Source organism: Planctomycetaceae bacterium, assembly GCA_039680605.1.
Taxonomy (GTDB): domain Bacteria; phylum Planctomycetota; class Phycisphaerae; order SM23-33; family SM23-33; genus JAJFUU01.
This window is the reverse complement of the sequence record JBDKTA010000023.1, coordinates 13,579-30,767: the sequence shown is the minus strand read 5'-3', so window position 1 is coordinate 30,767 and position 17,189 is coordinate 13,579. Positions and strand designations below refer to the sequence as shown.

Genomic DNA, 17,189 nt, shown 5'->3' with positions numbered 1-17,189 from the left:
CGGCGGCCTTGCCGTGCTGCATCCACGCGCCGGAGCCCATCTGCCCGAAGCTCAAAAGCGATAAACTCCGGGGTCTGGGGCGGAGCCCCAGTTTCTTGCCAGAAAAACAAGATGTTACACCTTTGCTGTACAGAGACCACAGAGTGAATCAAGCCACGGCGGGCACTGGTTTGACGCGGGGGACATGCCGTCGCGGGGCATTTCCTTCGGTCTTTTCTCCGTGAACTCTGTGTGCTCTGTGGCAAGGGTTGTTGCGCGGCCAGGCGGGCAAACACGTTTTGCCATTATCGCCGGGCAGGCTATAATACGCACACTGGATGATGAAGCCTCAATTGACAATTCGAGTTCTGCTTGGCGTTGTCCTGGTTGCAGCGACACTGTTGGTGTCGCCGGCAAAGCCGTGCCAAGAGGAGCAGGAGGATGCCTGCCCGTGCCCGCTGGCCGCCGCCTGCGCGGGCGGGGCCTCAAGCGACCACTGCGGGTGCTCCTGTTTCCCCCGCACGGAGGGTTCCACCAACGCTCCTGTCTCAACCCGCCAGGGCAAGAAGCATGAATCCAGACCCCAGGCGCGTCCGCCATTGGCTACTGTAACGGCCGGCCCGCTTCTCCCGACGCACCAGCCCCGCGACCAGCGACAACTCTCCTCAGTTCACAGTGAAAGTCTGCGCAGCACTGTCTTGCTTATCTGACCGGTCCTGTCTCACTCCCGATTCTGCCGCGGCCGCGCGTTCCCTTTGCTTTGACAGGAACGGGTGCGGTGCGCTTCCTTCGTCTTCATTCGCAGGAGAAATACATGACGATCTATGGCAAGAGTATCGGTTTCTACACAGGTTCGGTCGCGACGGCGATTGCGGTGGCGGTGCTGCTGGGCGCCGGTTCGGGGTGCGACAGGAAGGCGCCGCCTTCCGCCGGGGACTCTCATCAGGGGCACAATCACGCTCCCGGCGCGCATGGCGAAGACGATGGGCACGGTCACGCGGCGCCCGCGGTCAAAGATGCGCACGGGCATGAGGCTCACGACGGGCATGACGGGCACGAGGCGCCTGCCACCAAACCCGCCGCAGCGGCGGGCGAAGACGACTGCTGCCCGCCCAAAGGCGCCGTGAACCTCGATGAGATCGAGAAGAAGGTCTGCGAGCACAAGATTCGGCACATCGACTGCGACGAATGCCGCTACGAGCTGGGCGTGGTGAAGGTCGATGCCTCCGTGACCGACGCGTTGATCACCATGGCTACCGTCGAGCAGGGGCAGCAGGGGCGAACGCTGCAACTGACCGGCGAAGTGCAGTACGACCAGACGACCCAGGTGGACGTGCTGCCTGCCGCCGCCGGAAAGATCGTCAGCGTGAAGGTCCGACTGGGGCAGCGCGTTGCCCGCGGCGACGTCCTGGCGGTGATCCACTCGGGCGACTTCGGCCAGGCCAAGGCCGCCTATCAGGAGGCCCATACGGCCGCCGAGGTGGCGCTGCAGGAAAAGGCCCGCCAGGAGGCGATCACTTCGGCGCTGGAGCGGTTGCTGGCTTCGGCGACAGACAAGCCCGGCTCGGATATTCCCGCCGAGACGCTGGGGGAGTGGAAATCCAAGCTGGTCGGGGCGGTCGTGCGGCTGCGACAGGCCAAGGTCAACCTCGACCGCGAGAAATCGCTCATGGCCAAGCAGGCGACCACCCGGTCCGACCTCGAGACCGCCCAGCGCGAGATCGAGACCACCCAGGCGGACTACGCCGCCCTGCTGGAGGAGATCCAGCTCAACGCCAAGCTCGACCGGCTCAAGGCGGAGAACGCCTTTCGGCTGGCCGAGACGAAACTGACGGCCGCCCAGCAGCGCCTGTACCTGATGGGCATGGATGACGAGGCCGTCAAGGCGGTGCCGTTGATGAAGGAGAACGGGCGTTTTGCGCAGTTGGAGGTCAGGGCTCCGCGGGCGGGGACCATCGCCGTCCTCAACGCCACCGAGGGGCGGTTCGTCGAGTCGTCGCAGAGCCTGTTCATGATCGCCGACACGTCCAACGTCTGGGTCTGGTGCGATCTGTACGAGCGCGACCTGGGCCCGCTGCACGCGCGCCTGGCCAAGGGCGAAAAGCCTCAGGCCGGCGTCAAGGTCGCGGGCTTTGAGGAAGTCTTCCCCGGCGTGGCGGACCTGCTCGACAGCGCCATGAACGAAAGCACCCGCACGGTCAAGGCGCGGGTGCAAGTGAAGAACGACCAGGGCAAGCTCAGGCCCGGGATGTTCGCGTCGGTTGAGATTCCCCTGACCGACAGCGTCAAGGTAGCCTTGGTGCCTCGTCGCGCCGTGCTGAGCGACGAAGGGCGGATGTTTACGTTCGTGTACTGGAAAGGCGACCTCTGGCTGCGCCGCGACGTGAGCGTGGGCCAGGGGCGCGGCGACATGATGGAGGTCCTCAGCGGACTTTCCCCGGGCGAGAAGGTGGTGGCCGGCGGAGGCTTCCTGTTCAAGAGCGACGTGCTGCGAGCCAAGATGGGCGCGGGGTGCGCGGATTAACGCAAGCAATAAGCAGGGGCACAGGGCCCATGCCGGGTGCCATGGCGGCCGTTTCCCGCCGCCATGTCCCTGACCGTCCTGCGCGAGCATGGCGGCTGAGAAACGGCCGCCATGGCACCCAGGACAGGAGAGATAAATGTTCGACACGATACTTCGGTTCGCCCTCAAGCAGAAGATGCTGATGATCCTCGCGGCGGCGGTCTTGCTGGGCGCGGGCGGATACGCATGGAAGAAGCTGCCTATCGACGCGTTTCCTGACGTGACGAATGTGCAGGTGATGATCCTGGCTGAGTCGCCGGGGCTGGCGCCGGGCGAGGTCGAGCGGCTTATTACCGCACCGATCGAGCTGGAGATGGGCGGCCTGCCGATGGTCAAGCAGGTTCGCAGCGCGTCCAAGGCCGGGCTGTCGCAGGTCATCATCGTTTTCGACGACGACGCCGACACGTACTTTACCCGCCAGGTGGTCTTCGAGCGTCTGGCCGCGGCCAGGGAGAAACTGCCCAAGGGGGTCGAGCCGGAGATGGGGCCGATCTCGACGGGCCTGGGCGAAATCTACCAGTACTCGCTGGAGTCGGGCTACTACTGTCCGCGACACAGGGGCGAGTTCTCGCGCACGGCGCAGAAGTGCCCGCAGTGCAGCGCCGCGATGCTCCCCAGCGACCAGGACCTGACAGCCCTGCGGACGCTCCAGGACTGGCTGATCACCCCGCAACTTCGCCGGCTGGAGGGGGTCAACGAGGTCAACAGCTTCGGCGGCTTCGTCAAGCAGTTCCACGTGGTGCCCAAAGAAGATTTGCTGCTGAAGTACAAGATCACGCCGGTGGAGGTGCTCGAGTCGCTGGAGAAGAACAACGCCAACGCCAGCGGTGGTTTTCTGGTTCAGGATTGGGAGCAGATGAACGTGGTCTCGCAGGGCCTCATCCGCGACACCGCCGACATCGAGGGCATCGTCCTGAAGACCGACGACGGCTCGCCGGTGTTTCTGCGGGATGTCGCCCAGGTGAAGATCGGACACCAGCAGCGCAACGGCGTGGTGACCAAGGACGGGCGGGGCGAGGCGGTTCTTGGCATGGCGATCATGCTCAAAGGGGCCAATTCGAAAGAGGTGGTCCAGCGCGTCAAGGCGGCCGTGCCGGAGATCCAGAAGTCGCTGCCGCCGGGGGTGAAGATCGTTCCGTTCTACGACCGGACCGATCTGATCGACGCGTGCATCGAGACGGTGTCCAAAGCCATCGGCGAAGGCATGATCCTGATCGTGCTGATCCTGTTTCTGATTCTGTGGGACGTGAGGGCGGCGCTGATCGTGGCGGCGTTGCTGCCGATGACGGCCGCGGCGGCGTTCCTGCTCATGGGATGGCAGGGGGTCACCGCCAACCTGATGAGCCTGGGCGGCCTGTGCGTCGCCATCGGGATGGTCGTCGACGGCGCAATCGTCATTACCGAAAACATCCTGCGGCACATGCGGGAGAAGGCCCTGACCGGGCTCTCGCGGGCGCAGATCGCCTGCGAGGCGGCTGGCGAGGTGATCCGCCCGGTGGCGTTCTCGTTCCTATTGGTCATCATCGTATGCGTTCCCCTGTTCTCGCTCGAGTCGACCGAGGGCAAGATGTTCAAGCCCCTGGCGCTGACGATGATCTTCGCGCTGGTCGGGTCGCTGGTCGTCACGGTGACGATCATCCCCGTCCTGGGGGCGATGTTCGTCAAACGCAAGCCCGAGACCCCGCGAGGCAACCTGCTGGTGCGGACGATCGAACGCCTCTACCTGCCGCTGCTGAGGCTGTCGATGAAGGGCAAATGGATCTCGGTGGCCGCGGCGGCGGTGATCGTGGCGTCCTCCCTTGCGCTGATTCCCAGCCTGGGGACGGAGTTTCTGCCCGCCCTGGAGGAGGGGGCGCTGGCCATCAACGTCGTCCGCCTGCCCACCGCCAGCGCCGAAGGCTCGGCCGCCCAGTGTACCGAGATCGAGAAGCGGCTGCTGGCGAAGATTCCGGAGATCACGTCGGTGGTCTCCAAGACCGGCCGTGCGGAGATTTCCGAAGACCCGATGGGCCCCGAGCAGAGCGACCTGCTGATCATGCTCAAGCGCCGCCAGGACTGGTCCAAGGGCATGACGAAGGAGAAGCTGGTCCAGGCCGTCAGCGCGGAGTTGGCGGCGATACCGGGCATCCGTCCGGCGTTCTCGCAGCCGATCGCACTGCGCGTGAATGAGCTGCTCAGCGGCATCAAGTCCGACGTGGCGATCAAGATCATCGGCGACGACATGGACGTGCTGCGCAAAACGGGCGAGAAGATAGCCCCGCTGCTGTCGGCCATCGAAGGCGCCCACGACGTGAAGATCGAGCAGGTGTCGGGGTTCACGCAACTGGAGGTGCAGCACAAGCGCCTGGCGATGGCCCGCCATGGCGTCAACGTCGAGGACATCAATTCGCTGGTCGAGACGGCTATCGGCGGCAAGGTGGCCACGACGGTCTTCGAAGGGCAGAAGCGCTTCGACGTGCTGGTGCGATTCCCCCCGGACAGCCGCGACACGGGCGACCGCATCCGCTCGCTGATGGTCCACTCCCAGGCGGGGCACAAGGTGCCCCTGTCTGAATTGGCCGATGTCAGGGAAGTGGAAGTTCCCGCTCAGATCAGCCGCGAAGATTCGGTGCGGCGCCTCGTCGTCGAGGTGAACGTTCGCGGGCGCGACATCGGCTCGTTCGTCGCCCAGGCGCGCGAAAAACTCGCGCCCGTCGAAAGCGCTTTGCCGGCGGGATATCGCATCGCCTGGGGCGGGCAGTTCGAGAACCAGCAGCGAGCCATGGCGCGGCTGACGATTGTCGTGCCGATCGTCATCGCGCTGGTCTTCGTGCTGCTGTTCATGTCGCTTCAGTCCGTCAGCAGCGCCCTGCTGGTCATGAGCAATCTGGCCTCCGCCATGGTGGGCGGCGTCGTCACCATCTACCTGTTGGACATCAACCTGAGCGTCTCGGCGGCGGTGGGATTCATTGCCCTTTTCGGCGCTGATGTCACAGGGGCGTTGATCCTGGTGAGTTTCATCGACCAGCTCCGCGCGGAGGGAATGGATGTCAGGCAAGCCGTCGTGGCCGCCTGCCGCCGCCGCGTGAGGCCGGTCATGATGACCACCCTGACGACGATGCTTGGCCTGGTCCCCATGCTCCTGGCCACCGGCTCGGGCAGCGAGATCCAGCGCCCGCTGGTAGCGGTGATCTTCGGCGGACTGATCACGTCTCTGGCGATGACGCTGCTCATCCTTCCGGTCCTGTACGTCCTGGTGAACGGCAGAACCACGCCGCCGGTCCTGTCGCCAGCCGCGGTTGACTGACCGGCTGGTAAGTCATGGTCCTGTGAAGGGCGGAGTAAACCCTGGCGCGGAGGGCCCCGCCCTATCCCGATCAGGATAGTGGTGCGATCTACCCCACAATTGCACTTCCTTGCACTTTGTTGTACTTTTCACAGCGAATTTAAGGAAGTACAATGAATTAATATTGCCAAGTACCACAAAGATCAGTATAGAGCCTGAGCCAGCATAACCGGCAGTCACGCCCACTGCAACTGCGGTACCTGCGGTGCGTCCCCGGATAAGCCGGATAAATGTCCCGTTTTAAGCCTCTATACCGTGGATCTGACTCTGTGGTCTCCATGCCAGGATTTCGGCATACCGTTCCAGCGTTTATTCATTTGTTTCTTGACAAAATGCACAATTGTGGTAATTTCTCGGCCGGCGCGGCGTCGGTGGCCGATGTCAGCGGCGCCTTCGGGCTCAACTCGGCGGTGACGCTGGCCAATACGGCAGGGGTAGTGCTGGACCTCAACGGGTACGACACGCAGATCGGTTCCCTTGCCGGCGGCGGCACTACGGGCGGCAACGTCACGCTGGGAACCGGCACGTTAACTTTGGGCGGGGCAGACAAGAGCGGCAGCTACGCCGGGACGATTTCCGGCGCCGGCGGGCTGACCAAGATCGGCGGCGGCACCGAGACCTTCACCGGCGTCAACAGCTATGCCGGCGCGACGACTATCAGCGCCGGTACGCTGAACTTTGCCACAACAGCATCTCTCTATGGCGGCAACACGGCGGATTGGACGGCAGACCACATCCTGGTCGGCAGCGGCGGGACGCTGGCGTTGAGGGTTGGCGGTGCGGGCGAGTTCACGGCCGCCGACGTGACTACGCTGCTGACCAATCTGGGCGGTCTGGGCGGCGCCGTGAACAACAACGGTTTGCAGGCCGGTTCGAGCATCGGGTTTGACACGACTAACGCTGGGGGCAGCTTCACGGTGGCGGACGATATCGCCGACAGCACGGGCACCGGCGGCGGGGCCATCGGCGTGACCAAGCTTGGCAGCGGCACGCTGTTTCTTACCGGCGTCAACACCTACACCGGCGCGACGAACATCTCTGGCGGCGTGATCAACATCCAAAGCGCCGCGGCGCTGGGCGGCCCGGCTGGGGGAGTAACAGTCAGTTCCGGTGCGGCGCTGGAGATTCAGGGCGGCATCACTGTGGGCAACGAGGCGCTTTCGCTGGCGGGCACGGGCATCGGCTCCGGCGGCGCGCTGCACAACATCAGCGGCAACAACGAATGGCAGGGGGCTATCACGCTGACCGGCGCGACACGGATCAATTCCGACGCCGATACTCTGACCCTCAGCAACGCCAATGCGATCACCGCAGCCAACTTGAACCTGACCCTGGGCGGCTCGGGCGACGGGCTGGTCACCGGGGCGGTGGACATCGGCACGGGCTGGCTGACCAAGGATGGCAGCGGCACGTGGACCCTCAGCGGGGTCAACACCTACGGCGGCCTGAGCATCATCAGCGGATCGCTGGTGACGGGCGATTCGGGCCCGCTGGGCGACGTGACTCTGACGGGCGGCTCGCTGGATCTGGCAACGCTGAGCCGCTCGGCCGGTGCGGTGAGCATCGTCGCGGCGGCGGCCGACGGCGGCGATACGATCTTCAACGGCAGCCTGACAGGCACCTCCTACTCGGCCAGCAACGCCGACGGCAACGCAATCGTGTCGGCGAGGCTGTTGGCCAACGGCGCTGCGGGACTGACCAAGACCGGCGCGGGAACGCTGACCCTCGCCGGCGCCAACACCTACACCGGCCCGACGATTATCAGCGCCGGTTCAGTGGTGATGAGCGGTTCGGGAACCCTGGGCGGCGGGACGGCCAACCTCACCCTCAGCGGCGGCTCGCTCGATCTGGGAACGCTGAGCGAGACTGTCGGCGCGGTGAGCATTACCGCCCCGGCTGCCGCCGGCGGCGACACGATCTATAACGGCAGCCTGGCCGGCAGCTCCTACGCCGTCAGTAACACCACCGGCAACGTGACTCTCTCGGCGAACCTGCTGGCCAACGGCGCCGGCGGCCTGGCCAAGACCGGGGCGGGGACCTTGACGCTCTCCGGCGACAACACGTATGCAGGCGCCACGACGGTGACCGCCGGCGTGCTGAACATCCAGAGCGATACGGCTCTGGGCACGACGGCCGCTGGAACGACGGTCAGCGCCAACGCGGCGTTGCAGATCTAGGGCGGCATCACGGTCGGCGCCGAAGCCCTGACGCTTAACGGCACGGGCGTCAGCACCACCGGGGCGCTGCGCAACATCAGCGGCGACAATGTCTGGCAGGGGACGGTCACGCTGGGCTCGGCTGCGCGGATCAACTCCGACGCCGGGTCGTTGACGTTCAACACGGCCGCGACGGCCATCACCGCCACGAACCTGGCCCTGACGCTGGGCGGCGCGGGCGACGGGACCATCGGCGGGATCATCGCCACGGGCACCGGCACATTGACCAAAGACGGCGCGGGCACATGGACCCTGTCGGGCGCCAACACGTATACCGGCCTGACCACCGTCAGCGCGGGCACGCTGGCTTACGGGTCCGACAATGCCATCTACACCGGCGCGGTGACCATCAACGGCGCCGGGGCGGTCCTGGCTATGGGCGGCTACAGCGACACGGTCGGGGCAGTCACGCTGACGGCCGGCGACATCACCGGCACGGGCACCCTCACGAGCACCGGCAATTTCACGATGAATAATGCCGCCGCCGCCAGCGTCGGCGTCGTATTGGCTGGAACGGGCACACTGACCAAGTCGGGTGCGGGCGTGTTGACGTTCAACAACGCCAATACCTACGGCGGCCTGACCACCATCAGCGCCGGCACACTGGCCTACGGGGTCGACAATGCCCTCGGCGCCGGCGCCGTGACGATCAACGGCGCCACGGCCGTCCTGGCCATGGACGACTACAGCGACAGTGTCGGCACCGTGACGCTGACGGCAGGAGCCGTTACTGGAACAGGCACGCTGACCAGCACGGGCGTCTTCACGATGAATAATGCCGCAGCGACCAGTGCGAGCGTGATTCTGGCCGGCAACGTCGCTTTGAATAAATCCGCCGCGGGCACGCTGACGCTGTCCGGGGCCAACACCTATAGCGGCCTGACCACCATCAGCGCCGGCACGTTGGTGCTGGCCGGGTCGGGGACGCTGGGCAATGGCTCGAGCACCAACGGTCTGACCATGAGCGGCGGTGCGCTGGATCTGGGAACGTTCAGCCGCACGGTTGGCGCCTTGACCATTACGGGCGCCCCCGCCAGCGGCGACACAATCTACAACGGCAGCCTGACGGGCACTTCGTATACGGCCACCAATGCCGCCGGTACAGCCATCGTCTCGGCCAACCTGCTGGCCAACGGATCCATCGGCCTTTCCAAGAGCGGCGCGGGAACGCTCTCGCTGTCGGGCAGCAACACCTATACCGGCGTGACGAACGTGACGGGCGGCGTGCTCCGCGCCAACGACGGCGTGGGCCTGCCCACCGCCAGCTTGCTGACGATCAACGGCGGCGTGTTCGAGACCGGCGCCGACCTCGCCCGCGACGGGGGCGCAGACGCAGGGCAGATGCAGATTACCGGCGGCACGAGCGGTTTCAGCGCCTATGGGGCGCCCGTGCAGATCGCCTTTGGCTCGCTGGACAATCCGACGGACCTGACGTGGGGCACGGCGCCGTTCAATCCGGCGACCGCCCTGGTGTTGAACCAGACAACGGCCAATGACACGTTGGAATTCCTGAACGCCATCAATCTCGGCACGGCAGCGCGGACTGTGACGGTCAACGCCGGCGGCGCGTATGCGGCCACGATGAGCGGCGTGTTGAGCAGCAGCGGCGCTGCCGGCGGATTGGCCAAGACCGGCACGGGCACACTGATTCTGTCAAACGCCAATACCTATACCGGCGTGACAACCGTCACCGCAGGCGTGCTGGAACTCACCAATGCCAATGCCCTTCCCGGCGGAATCGGCGCCACCGGCGGCACGAGCAATCTGACGTTCAACGGCGGCGTCATCGGCCTGGGCGAGGGGGACTTCACCCGCAGCCTCAATACGGCAGCGACGGTGTCGGCCGCGACCTTCACCAGCAACGGCGGGTGGGCTGCGTATGGGGCCGACCGCGTGGTGAATCTCGGCGGCGCTTCCGCGCTCATCACATGGGCCACGGCCAACACGGGGCTCAACGCCAAGACGTTGATCCTGGGTTCGTCCTCGGCGACGCACATGGTGGATTTCCAGAACCCTCTGGACTTGGGCAACGCCGCCCGCATCGTCCAGGTGGATGACGGAGCGGCCGCTATCGACGGCAAGCTCAGCGGCGTGCTTTCCGGGGTTGGTGGCGGGCTGACCAAGAATGGCACAGGTACATTGCTGGTCAGCGGCGTTAACAGCTACACGGGCGTGACCACCATTGGCGCCGGCATCTTGAAGTTGGGTTCCGCCGGCGACGGCGTCAATACCCCCCTGGGCACCACTGCCGCGGGGACCAGCATTACCGCCGGCGCTGCATTGGACCTCAATGGATTCACGCTGAGCACGGCCGAGGGGCTGACGATCCGCGGAACCGGCATTCTCAGCGGCGGCTCGCTGACAAACAGCTCATCGGCGGCAGCGACCTACAGCGGGTTGCTGACGCTCGGCGCCGCCGCCAGCATCGTCAGCGATAATGGCGACATCATCATCTCCAACACCGGCACGATCACCGGTGGCGGGTTCGCCCTGACCCTGGGCGGCTCAAACACCGCCAGCAGCATCGCCAGCATCATTGGCACGACGACCGGTACGCTGACCAAGGTTGGCTCGGGCACCTGGACGCTCTCGGGCGCCAACACCTATACCGGTCTGACCACCGTCAGCGGCGGAACATTGGCCTATGGGGCCAACAACATCATCAACACCGGCGCGGTGACGATCAACGGCGCCGGGGCCGTGCTGGACATGGGCGCATTCAGCGACAGCGTCGGCACTGTCACCCTGACGGCAGGCGATATCACCGGCACCGGCACCCTCACCAGCACCGGCGGCTTTACGATGAACAACGCCGCCGACGCCAGCGCCAGCGTGGTTCTGGCCGGCGGCGTGGCACTGACCAAATCGGCCGCGGGGACCCTCACCCTCAGCGGCGCCAACAGCTACACCGGTCTGACCACCATCAGCGCCGGCGTGCTCAAACTCGGCGCCGCCGGTGACGGCACCAACGGCCCGCTGGGAACGACCGCCGCAGGGACCACCATCACCGCCGGTGCGGCGCTGGATCTCAACGGATTCTCGCTGGGCACCGCCGAAGCCCTCACGATTCGGGGAACGGGTATTTCCAGCGGCGGTTCCCTGATAAACAGCTCATCCACGGCAGCGACTTACAGCGGGTTGCTGACGCTCGGGGCGGCCGCCAGCATCGTCTCCGACAGCGGCGACATCATTATCTCCAACCCCGGCACGATCACCGGCCCGGCGTTTACCTTGACGCTGGGCGGGTCCAGCACCGGCAGCAGCATCGCCGGCGTCATCGGCACCACGACCGGCGGTTTGACCAAGATCGGCTCGGGCACATGGACGCTCTTGAGCGCCAACACGTACTCCGGCACGACCACCATCAACGGCGGAACGCTGGCCTACGGAGTCGACAACGTCATCAACGCCAGCGGGGTGACGATCAACGGCGTCGATGCGGTGCTCGATATGGGCACATTCAGCGACACGGTTGGCGCAGTCATCCTGACGTCAGGAAGCATCACCGGCTCGGGCACCCTTACCGCCACCGGATATACGATGAACAACGCCGCCGAAGCCAGCGCCAGCGTGGCCCTGGCCGGCAGCGTCGGCCTGACCAAGACCCAGGCGGGCACGCTGACGCTTTCCGGCGTCAACACCTACACCGGCGCCACGAGCATCACCACCGGGGCCATCAGCATCAACTCCATCAAGAATGCCGACGGCTCGGCCAGCGCGCTGGGCGCCCCGACCACCACCGCCAACGGCACCATCGCCGTGAATGGCGGCACGTTGATCTACACCGGCGGCGGCGACACGACCAACCGCGTCGTCAACCTGTCCGGCACCACCGGCGGGGCCACGCTCGATCAGTCCGGCAGCGGCCTGCTCAAGTTCACCAGCAACTTCACCGCCACCGGCGCCGGGATCAAGACGCTCACCCTGCAGGGCTCGACGGACGGGGTCGGCGAGATCGCCGGCGCCATCGTGAACAACTCGGCCACGAACAAGACGAGCCTGACCAAGGACGGCAGCGGCACGTGGGTGCTCAGCGGCGCCAACACGTATAGCGGCGCGACGCTCATCAGCGGCGGCACGCTCATGCTGGGCAGCCTCGGCGCGATCAACGCCTCCAGTGGGATCGTGATCGATGGTCCGTCAGCGCACTTCATCACCAACAGTTCTGTCGCCGTCGCCGCCCCGATCACCATCACGCAGGGAAGCATCGGCGGCTCCGGCGCGATTGCTACGGCGATGACCATCGGCGCCGGGGCCGTTCTCAGCCCCGGAAACAGCCCCGGCGAGCAGGACTACCTGGCCGGCCTGACCTGGGACGCCGGCGGTAGTTTCCTGTTCGAGATCAATGACGCCGCCGGTACTGCCGGCAACGTCGGCGGAGGCTGGGATATGGTCGGCATCACCGGAGTACTGGACCTGGGCGCCTTGAGCGAGGCCGGCCAGTTCAACATCCTGCTGACGAGTCTGAAACTGGACAATACCGCCGGCGCGGCCGCCAACTTTGACGCCGCCGCTTCGTACGCATGGCTGCTGGCCGATTCTACCGTGACGATCAGCACATTCACCGGTTCGAGCCAGTTCCTGGTCGACACCAGTGCGTTCTCCAACGCCATTGACGGCACCTTCTCGGTGGTCCGCGGCGACTCGATCACCGGCGGCGATAATTCGCAGCTCTATTTGCAGTACACCGGCGTGCCCGAGCCGGCCACGATCTCGCTGCTGCTGATCGGGGCCGCAACGATCATTGCGCGCCGGCGAAGGCGCGAGGCTTAGCCGCAAACAAACAGCAAGAAAGTGTCGGGTCAGATCCGGCCGGCCGCGATCGCTTAGGATATGCGCAGCTCCATACACTCTAGGATTTAGCTCTATGCCCATATCAGCATATTGCTGAAGCCCCTATCAGGGGGATGCTGATTGTCCGGCATGCGGCGGCGGAATCTGTTAGTGTCTCCTCTACGCCGGCAACCGAGGGAGACCATGGCGAAGATACACGGATCGGGCCGCGAGGGTTCTATTGCCGTACCTGCTGTCAGATCATCCGCCGCGTGGGCGGCGGTTCTGCTATTGAGCATGCCCCTGGGCTGGCTGTGCCCCCGATCCGCGGCGGCGGCAGAGGCCAGCCTCATTCCTCTGCCGGCGCAAACCGCCGTCAAAGACGGCGAAATGATGCTGCTCCCGGCCAGCCGGATCGTTGTGGCCGAGGCGGCGCTGGCGCCGCTGGCCAAGGTGCTGGCCGGCGAGATAGAACAGCTTGTTGGCCTGCGCGTGGCGACGGCAGAGGGCGCCCCGCGCGCGGGCGACATTGCGCTGTCCATCGAGGCGTCGATGGGCGCTGAGGCATACGAGTTGATCGTCGGCAAGTCCGCTGCGGTGCGCGGCGGCACGTATGCGGCGGCGGCGATGGGCACGGTCACGCTGCTGCAGTCGCTGGCGAGTTCAGGCAGCGCCAGTTTGCCGCACATGCGGGTCAGCGACCGCCCGCTGGCGCCGTACCGCGGGCTGATGGTCGACGTGGCGCGGCAGTGGCATAGCGTCGGGACGCTCAAGCAACTCGTCGTGCTCTGCCGCTGGTACAAGATCAACACCCTGCAGTTGCACCTGACCGACGACCAGTCCTTCACCTTCCCCAGCCGCTCGATGCCGGGCCTGGCCACGCGCGGGCGACAGTACACCCTCGATCAACTGGCGGATCTCGAAACCTTCGCCCGCGACCGCGGCGTGGCGATCCTGCCCGAACTCGACATGCCCGGCCATGCCGCCGCGGCCGTCAAGGGCGCCCCCGAGCGCCTGGCGTGCGACCCGCCGGGGCGCAACACGATCTGCGCCGGCAACGAAGAGACCTATCGTGCCCTGGACGCGCTGGTGGGCGAGATGTGCGACGTGTTCAAAACCAGCGCGTACTTCCACATCGGCGCCGACGAGGTCAGCACCGCCGCCTGGAGCCGGTGCCGCCACTGCCGCGACTACATGGCCCGCAACGGCCTGGGCGGCACGAAGGAACTCTACCGCCACTTCATCGTGCGGATGAACGAGATCGTCAAACGCCACGGGCGAAAGATGATCGTCTGGGAAGGCTTCTCCCGCCGCGGGCAGGTGAAGATTCCGCCCGATGTGACGGTGATGGTCTTCGAGAGCATGTACAACATCGCCCCGGACGTCCTCTCAGGCGGCCACGCCGTCATCAACACCGCCTGGCAGCCGCTGTACGTGACCGACGGCCGCAAGTGGTCGCCGCGGCACATCTACGGCTGGAACATGTACCGGTGGGAGCATTGGGCGCCGGTCTCGCCGGCATTCTGGCGGGCGATCGTGGTCCCACAGACCGACCGCGTCCTGGGAGCCCAGATCTGCTCATGGGAGCAAGCCGACCCCGACGAACTGCCCAGCCTGCGCCAAAGACTAGCCGCGATGGCCGAACGAACCTGGAACCCCCACGCCGGCCGAAGCTATGCCGATTTCGCCGCGCGGCTGAAGATCCTTGACGAAAAGCTCGACCGCCTTATGAAACAGTAAATAGCCGTGCCGACGACCCGGCTTGTCCTTGAATAAAATTACATTGTTTCAAACCCGCAGCCTTGGCAGCTTCTTTATACGGGCCACGGCTACTGGCTACAGGTTACTGGCTTTCGAGGGGGGGTATCTTTTTGGGTGACGATGGCAAAGTCCAGGCGGTGGAGGAAACTCTGGAAAAGCACGGCGCCAGCCCGTGGGCTTTTGGGGTGCGACACGCTTTTGTGGACGGGCTGACGGAACTGCTGGCCGCGGCGAAAGTGGGGCGGATGCGCCTGGAATTGCACAAGAGCATCCAGGCGCTGTGGATCGTGCTCAAGTGGCCCAGCGGCGGGCGGCTGAACGTTCGCGCGTGCTATCACGTCGAAGATGGGCTCGAGGTCCAGTCGCTCGAGCTGCAGCCGCATTGCCTGATATGCAAGCTCACATCGCCCATGGGCGATCACCGCCTGGTGCTGGAGATTCCCGACGCGCGGCAGGAGATGATTCACTTCCAGGTCTGGCTGACACCGCTGGAGAACCTGAACATCCCGTTCTGGCCGAGCGATCTTTATCCCTCCGACGCCTCGGGCGATCCGCTGGCGTCCAATGGCATCGTTCACGCCGCTCAGCGCGGTCCGGCGATGGCCTTTCTACTGGCAACGCTGTCGCAGCCGCCCTCGGGAACCTTTCTGTACTTTCAGGATCTCTCGTCGCTCAACGACTACTGCGAGCAGACGCACAGCGTACCCGAGACGCGCGTCGGCGGGAGTTGGCCGGAGTTGGGGTATGAACCGCCGGCCGCCCCGCGAAAACCGCTCCAGGGTGGAAAGGAAATCAGCCTCTCCGATGGTTATCTCTGCACCAACATGTCTCAGCCCGCCGACACCGGCGAACTGGCCGAGATGTTCTTCCAGATGCTCGGGAGCATTTATCTGCGCCTCCCGCGGCCGGGGACGGAGTACCGCGACTGGCTGGGCTTGGCCCGGCGGACGGTGGCCGACCTGGAAACCGAGCACTGCCTGGGCGAGCTTGACGGGCTGAAGTATCTCAGCGCCTACGTCGGCACGACCAACCGTCGCCCGGAGAGCCTGGTGCAACTTGCGGTGCTGCTGCCGCTGCTGGAGTACCAGGACTGGCTGGGCGCGCCGATACCGCTGACAGAAACGCTGTTGCGGAATCTGCAATCATTTTATGATCCGCATGTGCATTGCATCATGCGATATCCGCAGGGCGCCGCCGACGGCGATGCCGAGCATGAAGACGAGAAGGGGCAATATGAAATCGACTCGTGGTATCTCTACCACCCCCTGATCAACCTGGCCCGCCTGGCGCGGCGCGGCCTGGACGAGCCGCGGCGGCTGCTGACGGACTCGATCGAGTATGCTATCAGCACCGCGCACCACTTCGATTACCGCTGGCCGATTATCTTCGACGGCCAAACGCTCGATCCTTTGCGCGAAGCGCCGTCCCGCGAACTGGGCCAGACTGACGTGCCAGGCCTCTACGCCTACCTGATGCTCCAGATGCACGAACTGACCGGTGAGCAGCGGTATTTCGACGAGGCCGCGGAGTCGGCCCGGCATCTCCATGGGCTGAACTTCAACACGGGCTATCAGTTCAACAACACCGCCTGGGGCGCCAACGCGACGGCGCGCCTGTGGCGCCGCACGGGCAGGGAAGAGTATCTGCACCTGTGCCGGATGTCCGTGGCCAGCATCATGCAGAACGCGTTCATCTGGAGCTGCCGGTACGGTTACGCCAAGCACTACATCACGTTCTTCGGCCTGACGCCGTTGCGGGAGGGGGCGTATATCGCGCCGTATGAGGAGTTCGAAGTGCTCGCGGCGTTCCACGAGTTCGTGAGTCTTATCGGCCCCGACATCGACCCGTGGATGCACCTGCTGGTCAGCGAATACTGCAAGTACACGACGTTCGGCCCTTCGAGCTCATACCCGTCACAATTGCCGGAAGAAGCGATCTCGCAGGAGCCTCAGAACGGGCGAATCATCCGCGACCTGACGATTCCGCTGGAGGACCTGTACCAGGGCTGGGAGAAAGCCGGCCAGGTCGGACAGGAGGTCTATGGCGCGGGCCTGGCGCCGGGCATCGTCGCACGCAGCTACCATAAGGTGCACGGCGCGCCGTTCATGGTCTTCTGCCAGTATCCCGTCAAGGGCATCGAGAACGGAACAGACGGGCAATCGTGTACGATATCGCTCTTCGGCGACAAGCGGCTGCGCTGCCTGATGCGGGTCATTCCCACCACAGAACGGGACGTGCGAAACACCACCGTCCAGATGCTCGCCGATGGTTCAATGATCCACGGCAGGCTCAAGGACCGGACACACATGGAATATCAAATCCCCGGCGGCTCAAAGATCCGCCTGAGTTGGGACCGATAAAGTTTAGAACAGCGCCGCGACTCGTTTGGCCGCGGCGCTGTCGGATGGATCCTCGATCCCCAGCCATATACTAATCATCGTGCTCGTGCTCATGATGCTCATGTCGTTCACGGGCCTCATGGCGTTCATGGCGTTCACGACGATCATGTCGGTAATCGCGGTCTCCCTCAGAACATTGTAGGAAGCGCCTGTGCGGATTGTCCTCGCGCCGG

The 17,189-nt window shown here is 65.0% G+C and carries 8 protein-coding genes; 6 read left to right on the top strand and 2 right to left on the bottom strand.

The annotated features are described in order from the left end of the window. Positions 1 to 793: 793 nt before the first annotated feature. The 3 genes from ABFD92_07525 to ABFD92_07515 all read left to right on the top strand — a co-directional run bounded on the left by ABFD92_07525 (position 794) and on the right by ABFD92_07515 (position 8,044). Entirely contained in the window at positions 794 to 2,503 is a 1,710-nt protein-coding gene (locus tag ABFD92_07525; protein ID MEN6504371.1) for an efflux RND transporter periplasmic adaptor subunit, read from the top strand. Between the two features lie 136 nt (positions 2,504 to 2,639). Next, positions 2,640 to 5,828, top strand: coding sequence for a CusA/CzcA family heavy metal efflux RND transporter (locus ABFD92_07520; GenBank protein ID MEN6504370.1), 3,189 nt, complete (start codon positions 2,640 to 2,642; stop codon positions 5,826 to 5,828). A 356-nt stretch (positions 5,829 to 6,184) separates the two neighbouring features. Next, entirely contained in the window at positions 6,185 to 8,044 is a 1,860-nt protein-coding gene (locus ABFD92_07515) for an autotransporter-associated beta strand repeat-containing protein (GenBank protein ID MEN6504369.1), read from the top strand. Here ABFD92_07515 and ABFD92_07510 read toward each other — a convergent pair. Next, a complete protein-coding gene (locus ABFD92_07510) occupies positions 8,041 to 8,208 on the bottom strand; it encodes a hypothetical protein (GenBank protein ID MEN6504368.1) in 168 nt (55 codons plus the stop codon). The genes ABFD92_07515 and ABFD92_07510 overlap by 4 nt on opposite strands. Between ABFD92_07510 and ABFD92_07505 the strand changes: the two genes are divergently transcribed. The 3 genes from ABFD92_07505 (at position 8,195) to ABFD92_07495 (ending at position 16,977) form a co-directional block, all read left to right on the top strand. Further along, on the top strand, positions 8,195 to 12,856 hold the full coding sequence (locus tag ABFD92_07505; GenBank protein ID MEN6504367.1) for an autotransporter-associated beta strand repeat-containing protein: 4,662 nt from the start codon (positions 8,195 to 8,197) through the stop codon (positions 12,854 to 12,856). The genes ABFD92_07510 and ABFD92_07505 overlap by 14 nt on opposite strands. 204 nt (positions 12,857 to 13,060) lie before the next feature. Continuing rightward, positions 13,061 to 14,596 carry a family 20 glycosylhydrolase gene (locus ABFD92_07500; protein MEN6504366.1) on the top strand — a complete coding sequence of 512 codons (1,536 nt, stop codon included), beginning with the start codon at positions 13,061 to 13,063 and terminating at the stop codon, positions 14,594 to 14,596. 131 nt (positions 14,597 to 14,727) lie between these two features. Continuing rightward, positions 14,728 to 16,977 carry a hypothetical protein gene (locus ABFD92_07495; GenBank protein ID MEN6504365.1) on the top strand — a complete coding sequence of 750 codons (2,250 nt, stop codon included), beginning with the start codon at positions 14,728 to 14,730 and terminating at the stop codon, positions 16,975 to 16,977. A 3-nt stretch (positions 16,978 to 16,980) separates the two neighbouring features. On the opposite strand, the gene ABFD92_07490 is transcribed toward ABFD92_07495, so the two are convergent. Continuing rightward, a complete protein-coding gene (locus tag ABFD92_07490) occupies positions 16,981 to 17,124 on the bottom strand; it encodes a hypothetical protein (GenBank protein ID MEN6504364.1) in 144 nt (47 codons plus the stop codon). Positions 17,125 to 17,189 lie beyond the last annotated feature (65 nt).